Origin of the sequence: Mesorhizobium sp. B2-7-2, from assembly GCF_006440775.1 — a bacterium.
Classification (GTDB): Bacteria; Pseudomonadota; Alphaproteobacteria; order Rhizobiales; family Rhizobiaceae; genus Mesorhizobium.
In genome coordinates this window covers 424290-431313 of record NZ_VFTZ01000003.1, presented here as the reverse complement: position 1 = coordinate 431313, position 7024 = coordinate 424290, and the positions used below count along the sequence as shown (strand labels likewise).

The following is a 7024-nucleotide window of genomic DNA, read 5'->3' as shown; positions in this document are numbered from 1 at the left end:
GATCTACACTCCTTGACCTTCTACTTGCTTTGTGACTGAAGACCACTTTCGTAGCGTAGCCCTGCCCGCGCAGCGATTTGGCAAGCGCATGGGCAAAGACTGCTTTGCCAGCTCCAGGCGGTCCAAAGAGTTCGATAATCATTTCTTGCGACCCAGGGGCTTGAGTGCCTTATCGTTTTCCGAACAGCAGAAGATCGCCACTGTCCCCAAAATGATATTTGGCGTGCTGCTTGAGATTTACTCCAGTGAGAGCAATCCCTACCGGAGCGGATCTCGAACCATTAGGCTGCAGTGATTCCAGAATGCCGCGTGCGACACTGCGCGGTGTCTTGGCCCACCGGACAGCAAAGATAACGGCATCTGCCCAACTACTGAGCAGTCGGGATTCCGGACCGTGCAACCCTGGCGGCCCGTTGAGAATGACAAGATTGTACACGGCGCCCAGCTTGTCCGCGAAGTGTCGCGGCACATCGACGTCAACCAATAGCTTCAAAAGATCGTCCGAAACTATGGGTGCGGCCATGAAATCGATGCCGATACCGGGCATGCTCACGACAGCCTCGTCTAGCTCGCAGCGGCCCTTCACATAATCCGCAAACGACTTATGCGGTTTGGAAATGCTGAATTCGCGCACAAAGTCGTTGGTCAGTTGCTTGTCCTGCGGGTCAAGATCGATGAACAGGACATTGCTGCCCAGGCGTGTGGCCGAGAGCGCCAGGCTCCATGCCAGCTCTGTTTTCCCATCACCCTTATCGCTGGAAGTGACGAGCATCATCTGCGACGATCGTCCGGGGGCCGGTTCGGGGGCCACATTGATCAATAGGGACAATGCAGCGCGGCCGTAGGCGGAATTTTTCTGGCTTAGAGTGAGGGTCTGCAAGCGCTTGGCACTCGCTCTTGATGTCCTGGGCAATAGCCCAACGGAAGGGAAGCCGAGCGCTGCTTCTGTCTCAGCCTCACCGCGCATTGTGCGGCTCATGCGACTTTTCAAGAGAACCAAGACGCCCCCGATGAGGCCGAATACGACCATACCCGGTGGGATAAGGAAGATCGGTGAAAGGCTTTTCGGGTTACTCGGTGGCCATGCCGCCGAAATTATTGAAACTCCCGCAGACGGAACCGCGATGCGGTTCCTCAAATCCTGTTGCCTGTTCAGAAGATCATTGTACCGCTGCGTCAATATGGTGACTGCCGGCTCCAATGCGTGAAGCCCGGAAAGCCTGCCTGCTGTGTCGGCTACGACCGCGTCGAGCACATTCTTGCGCGCCTCCAGAGCGGAAACCTGCGCGCGATAGATGTCGGCTTCCGACTTGATGCGTTCGATGCTCTGTTCGATTTCGCGCTTGACGGCAACATTCAGATCCGCATCGGCCGCGGCGCCACCCTGCCGGGCTATCAGATCGCTCAGCGTCGGCGATCCGATTGCACTCGCAAGCGTGGCGTTCGTGGCACCGGACCGTTGCAATTCTTGAATATGCTGAACACGGGCCTCGGCGGTGGAGAGGTTTGCGCGAGACAATGACAGTTGCTGATTAAGGTCGGCCGTGTCGCGGACAGCATTATCAACGGCACCCTGGTCGACAGTCCCGTGACTTAGCCGGTATTTTTCAAGGCGGTCGGTCGCTTGCGCGAGATCGGACTGCACGCCAGGCAGCGCAGCGACGACGGATGCGAGCTCCAACCTATCAGCGGCCTGAGCAGTCCGCGCGAGATCCTGGACATACACTTGCGCGAATGTGTTGGCCACGAATGCGGCCCGGACGGGATCCGGATCGGTATAGCCGATGGTAATGACTCGCGATCGCAGTTCCTGCCCGACCCTGACGTAGCGCCTCAACGCCTTCAGCCTCGCAGCCTCCCTGCCCTCTGGGGTCATGTCAGCGTGATCCGGCCAAATCCCGGCCAAGAATGCACCTGCAAAGGATTGCGATTTGGCTGGGGAAGCGGCGTTTTGCGCCGCGGCGCCATTGAGGTTGGCCTGCCGATCGGGCGTTGCCTTATAAATTGCGTCAATTACCCGACGCAGATGAGATTGTGAGGCCAGCATCGTCAGATGGTTGTCAATGCTGGTATCGAGCATATCCTGACCGCCCGTCGGCTGAGGAGCGCTTCTGGTCGGACCGTCGACGATGATTTGCGTGGTGGCCTCATACAGCGCCGGCCGGGCGAAGCCAGCTAGACCCGCAACCGCACCGCCCAAAACGGCCATTGCGACCAAAAACCATTTGCGCGCCGCCAAGGTAACCAACAATTGGCCGAAAGGGGTCAGGTCTTCTCGAGGGTCACGTAGCGGACGCCGCATGCGCGGATTGGGCTCTCGCACTTCGACGCGCATCTCTGTGGCGCGCGGTAGCTTCGTTCGCCTAGCTATCGAACCTTCCATTTTAAACTCCCGTCATTTCAAGCATGCGCGACTGTCTCGCGGGCACTGGAAGCCGGTTGGCGTCGGCGCGCCATGCCAGGAACATCAATGTTGCCCAAAGATCTCGGGAATGATCCCGCTTTCCGTTGACATGATCGCGCCAGCACGTCTGGACTCTATCGATGTCCAGGAGCCCATCTCTTGACTGGCGCATGTCGGCAAACAGGTCACTCGCCCATGCGCGCAACGGTCCTGTCAACCAGACCGCAATCGGAACATCGAAGCCCTGCTTAGGCCTATCTATCAGCCGCCGGGGAACGTAGCGGTGCAACAACTGTCGAAGCAGCCACTTGCCTCGTCCATGGCGAACCATTGCATCCGATGGCAGCCGCCAGGCGAATTCAACGACGCGATGGTCGAGCAGCGGGCAGCGGCCTTCCAGCCCGTTCGCCATGCTGGCTCGGTCCAGCTTCACCAGGATGTCGCCCGGCAAATATCCTGCCATATCGTTGTAGAGGAGCCGGGACAGCAAATCGTCGAGTCGCGGTGTTCGGCGAGTTGACGCCCGGTGGCCAAATCGGGTCAGGCTTGTCGTCGATGACCCTGCCAGGCGCTGGTACAGTTCTTCCTGGTCCGAAGCGGCGAGCAATTGAGCCAATCGCTCCAGCCGATCACCGCGCAACGCATGGCCGAAGAGCGCTGAAAGTGGCAGCCTGCCAAAAAAATCGTAACGGGTGGCGCGCGCCACAAGCCCAATGCTTGCGGCAACTGAACCACGCAGCGAAGAAGGCAAACGACGACGCCGATTTGCTCGCGCCGCCATCAGATGGCGAGCGTAACCGGCGAAACATTCATCGCCTCCGTCGCCCGTCAGCGCCACAGTGACGTGCTGCCGAGCAAGTCGCGCCACCAGCAGGGTGGGGATTTGCGATTCGTCGGCGAACGGCTCGTCCCAGGCACTGGGCAATTCCGGAATGACATCGCGTGCGGAAGCAGGGGAAAGGTGCAGCTCTGTATGATCGCTGCCTATGTACTGAGCGACCGCTGCAGCATGAGGAGCTTCATCGAAACCGTGCTCCCCGAAGGCGATCGTGAAAGTGCGAATGGATTTTCGGGATTGGACCTGCATTAGCGCGGCTACGGTCGAGCTATCTACGCCGCCCGACAGGAAGGCGCCGAGCGGCACATCCGCGCACATGCGCTCTCGAACAGAAAGCCGAAGCAGCCGATCGAGTTCATTCGTCAAATCTTCATCGCTGCCGACGATCGGGTCTTGCCGGCCTTTCGCGGCGACGTCTGCCAACGACCACCAGAATCGAACTTTGTTTCGAACGGTTCCCGTACGGCGCGCTTTTGCGAAATCCGCTGCAGTTAAGGACAGAGCCGATCCCGGCGGCAATTTGAAAACGCCGCGCCAGATACAACTGTCGTCCGGCACCCAACCCTGCGACAGCATAGCCCTTACGGCGCTGGGATTGAGTTCTGGACGGAAATCCGGGAAACACCGAATGGCCTTGAGTTCGGAGCCAAAAACCAGGGCATGGCGGGTCGGGGCGACGTAGATCGGTTTTTCTCCCATCCGGTCGCGGGCCAGATGAAGAGTTCTCGTTTTTGCGTCCCACAATCCGAACGCGAACATGCCGACAAATCGCGTAAGCGCAGCTTCGAGCCCCCACTGCTCCACGGCCCCAAGCACAACTTCCGTATCGCATGTCCCGCGAAAGGTGTGGCCGGCGTTCTCAAGCTCTCGGCGCAAGTCCCGAAAATTGTATATCTCACCATTGAAGGTGACTATGTACCGGCCGCTGTCCGAACACATGGGCTGGGCGCCGGTTTCCGACAAATCCACGACTGCCAGGCGGCTGTGGCCGAAAGCGACACCAGCCTCCACATCTTTCCAGAAGCTTTCGCCGTCGGGCCCTCTGTGACGGAGAGCTGTTGTCATCGGTGCTATAGCGGCGAGCGGCCTTGTGCTGGGCGAGTCTGGCGCAAGAAGGATCCCGGCGATTCCGCACATATCAACGGCTCCTCGCTCCTGCAGTTGCCGCGATAGGCTTGCGCTGCCCGGCTACGAGGCAAAGTGTGATTGAGAACCAAACGATCGGGTGGCGAATGACCAAATGCGGGAAGCCGAAGATGCCGATCGACAAAACGAGTGCCACCAGAGCGTCGAGCCTTGCACGCCAGGCAGAGATGGCCGCGATGCCAAGGATCCACAACAGGGCGAGAACCGCCAGAATGCCTCCTTGAGTATACAAATCCAGTAATGTGCTGTGAGCCTCGAAAGGCAGGTCGATAAACTCCTTGGTCACAACAGATCTGTCGACATGTGGTCCTGGGCCGAGGCCCAGCGAAGCAGACCCCAATCCCTTGCCCAGAGCATTGGTCCAGATATTGATGCGCAGATTGGCTGTCTCGGCCGTCGCCTCACCACCCTCGCCTTTGGTCAAGCTCTTGGCGAAGTTTTCAACATTGCTCGTTTCCGCAAGCACATAGGGTGTTGCGGAGATTGCGAGGGGGATCAAAGCAAGCAACAGCAAAAGGCTGATTTGACGACCAAGAGTGACCCTTCCGCCAACCGCGACCCATCTCCGGACGCGCAACATCAGGAAAACCAAACCGGTTATCACTATTGTCAATAGATAAGTATCGCTTTTAGTCAATCTTCCGATGTATACTATAAGAATAATGCTTATTATTCCAAATATCCTGGCTACAACATTACTTGTTGTCATTGAAAGGTATAGCGCAAGAGGACCGAACAGCGCGCAATAAAGGGCCAGTTGGTTTGGGTTGTCCGACCATCCTGTGAACCTGTCCCAAAACCAAGGGTTCACTCCGGACTGATGGAGCAAGCCGAATCCAAGCGCTAGTTGGAAAACAAAACACGCGTTCGCAATGACGATCACCCACCACGCGGTGCGACGCAGATGACGATCCGCCTGAGGATCAGCCGCAAGCAGACATGTAACGAATGCCAGCAATAGATAGGCAATCATGTCGTGAACCGGCGCGTCCATGTACTGAACGCTCGTAAGCATGCCGACAATCAGGCCTAGCCCGAGAGCGAATGCCATGATCCCCCAGAAGGCGGCAAAAATCAAAAGGGCCGGCGCGGCTTCAAGTCGACCACCGGCAAGTACGCGGCCAATCGAAATCAGTATCCAAACCGCCAGCAACAATTCGCTGATTCCGAACGGCGCCCCTGGAATTTCGAGTTGCGATGCATAAGCCATTGCAACGCCGCCGGCCAACAGAACGTCTCGGATCATTGGCGCACCTCGCCCAACGGACCAAATGCGGCATTCTTTTCGGTCTGCGAGGCCTGAACTGAGGCGCCAAAGGCTTTGGCATCAAGAATATGCCGGTAAAGATCGCAATACTGGGCGACCACCAGCGGCAGCGCGAAATGCTGCTTGACGAATTCGATGGAACGAGCGCCCATGGCCGCCCCGGCGGGGCGGTCGCCCAAGACTTGATTTATCCTGGAAGCAAATGCCTCGGCATCGCCAGGCGGAACCAGGTATCCGTTCCAGCCGGGCTGGACCACTTCGTTGCAGCCCGGCATATCTGACGCCACGATAGGCAGTCCAGCCAATCCCGCCTCGAGCAGGACGCGCGGCACTCCCTCCCGATATTGTGTCGGAAAGGCAAACAAATCCGCCATGCCAAGAAGGGCAGGAACATCGTGCCGTGGACCCAGCGCAATGACATGAGGGGAATGGCGTTCGATTTGCGATTTGTTGACGGCGAACGGCCCCTCGGATTCCCATGGACCGACAAGCACGAAACGCGCATTCGGCCTTTTTTCAAGAACGCGGGGTACTGCCTTAAGCAGCGTTGGGATGCCCTTCTCGCGCGTCAGCCGGCCGACGAAAATGATCACTTCAGCCGATGACAGCCCAAGCTGCTCGCGCATCGCCTGCGATGGCGGAGCGCTCTGTCTTGCCCTGGTAAAGCCGTCGATGTCGATGCCGGAACTGCAGATCAGGCAACCAGTCCCGCGCCCGATGAGCCGGTAGCGCTCGAAGAACGCCTTGTCATCACGATTTTGGAAAACCGTGGCAGCCGTCCAGCGCGACGAAAGCCACTGCAGCCCAGAGAAGATCGGGCGCAGCGCCATAGCCCTCGGCTCACGAGAAGAAAACGTCCAGCCAAGACCATTGATGGTGCGGATGACCGGAACCGCCCCCCTTATCGCCAACGGCGTCAAGAGATTTGGCTTGGTATCAAAGCTCTGTACAATGTCCGGGCGCAGGTCCGAGATCAGTTTTCTGATCGTCCTTACGGCGCCTCCACTCCCGCTGGAAAATCGGTCGAAGCCGTAGCGTCGATGCGGAATGTCGTGCTGCGAAAATGCTGCATCCGGACCGCTCGACACCGCAGTGACTTGGAAGCCCTTCTGACGCAGCGACAGCAGAAACGGAATCCTGAAGGCGTGGTCCTCGCCTCCAACACACACAAGATGCGGATTCATGCTGTCTCCCCCGACCGCCCGTCTGACTTGGGTTGCGTGCACTGGTCAGCATTTCTTCGTGCTTCCATGATCCTGGTTCGCTACTCAGATACATGTTTTGCGCCAAGGTTCACGGTACGGGCAGGCTTGCCCAATGTCCTCGTCCGTTTGAATGAGCGGACCGATCTCAGGGTGCGCGCGGCTGC

Annotated in this window: 4 protein-coding genes; all 4 read right to left on the bottom strand. The window is 58.3% G+C overall.

Going from position 1 to position 7024, the window contains the following annotated elements; genetic code table 11:
* Positions 1 to 169 precede the first annotated feature (169 nt).
* The 4 genes from FJ425_RS06825 to FJ425_RS06810 are packed head-to-tail and all read right to left on the bottom strand — an operon-like array spanning position 170 to position 6839.
* The gene (locus FJ425_RS06825; protein WP_140630522.1) at positions 170 to 2383 is read right to left on the bottom strand and encodes an exopolysaccharide transport family protein; all 2214 of its coding nucleotides are present in this window, start codon (positions 2381 to 2383) and stop codon (positions 170 to 172) included.
* 1 nt (position 2384) lies between these two features.
* A complete protein-coding gene (gene asnB / locus FJ425_RS06820) occupies positions 2385 to 4379 on the bottom strand; it encodes an asparagine synthase (glutamine-hydrolyzing) (RefSeq protein ID WP_140630519.1) in 1995 nt (664 codons plus the stop codon).
* A 1-nt stretch (position 4380) separates the two neighbouring features.
* The gene (locus FJ425_RS06815; RefSeq protein ID WP_140630517.1) at positions 4381 to 5634 is read right to left on the bottom strand and encodes a polymerase; all 1254 of its coding nucleotides are present in this window, start codon (positions 5632 to 5634) and stop codon (positions 4381 to 4383) included.
* Positions 5631 to 6839: a glycosyltransferase family 4 protein gene (locus FJ425_RS06810; RefSeq protein ID WP_140630515.1), complete on the bottom strand. Its 1209-nt coding sequence runs from the start codon at positions 6837 to 6839 to the stop codon at positions 5631 to 5633. The genes FJ425_RS06815 and FJ425_RS06810 overlap by 4 nt, the downstream gene beginning before the upstream one ends.
* Between the last annotated feature and the right edge of the window lie 185 nt (positions 6840 to 7024).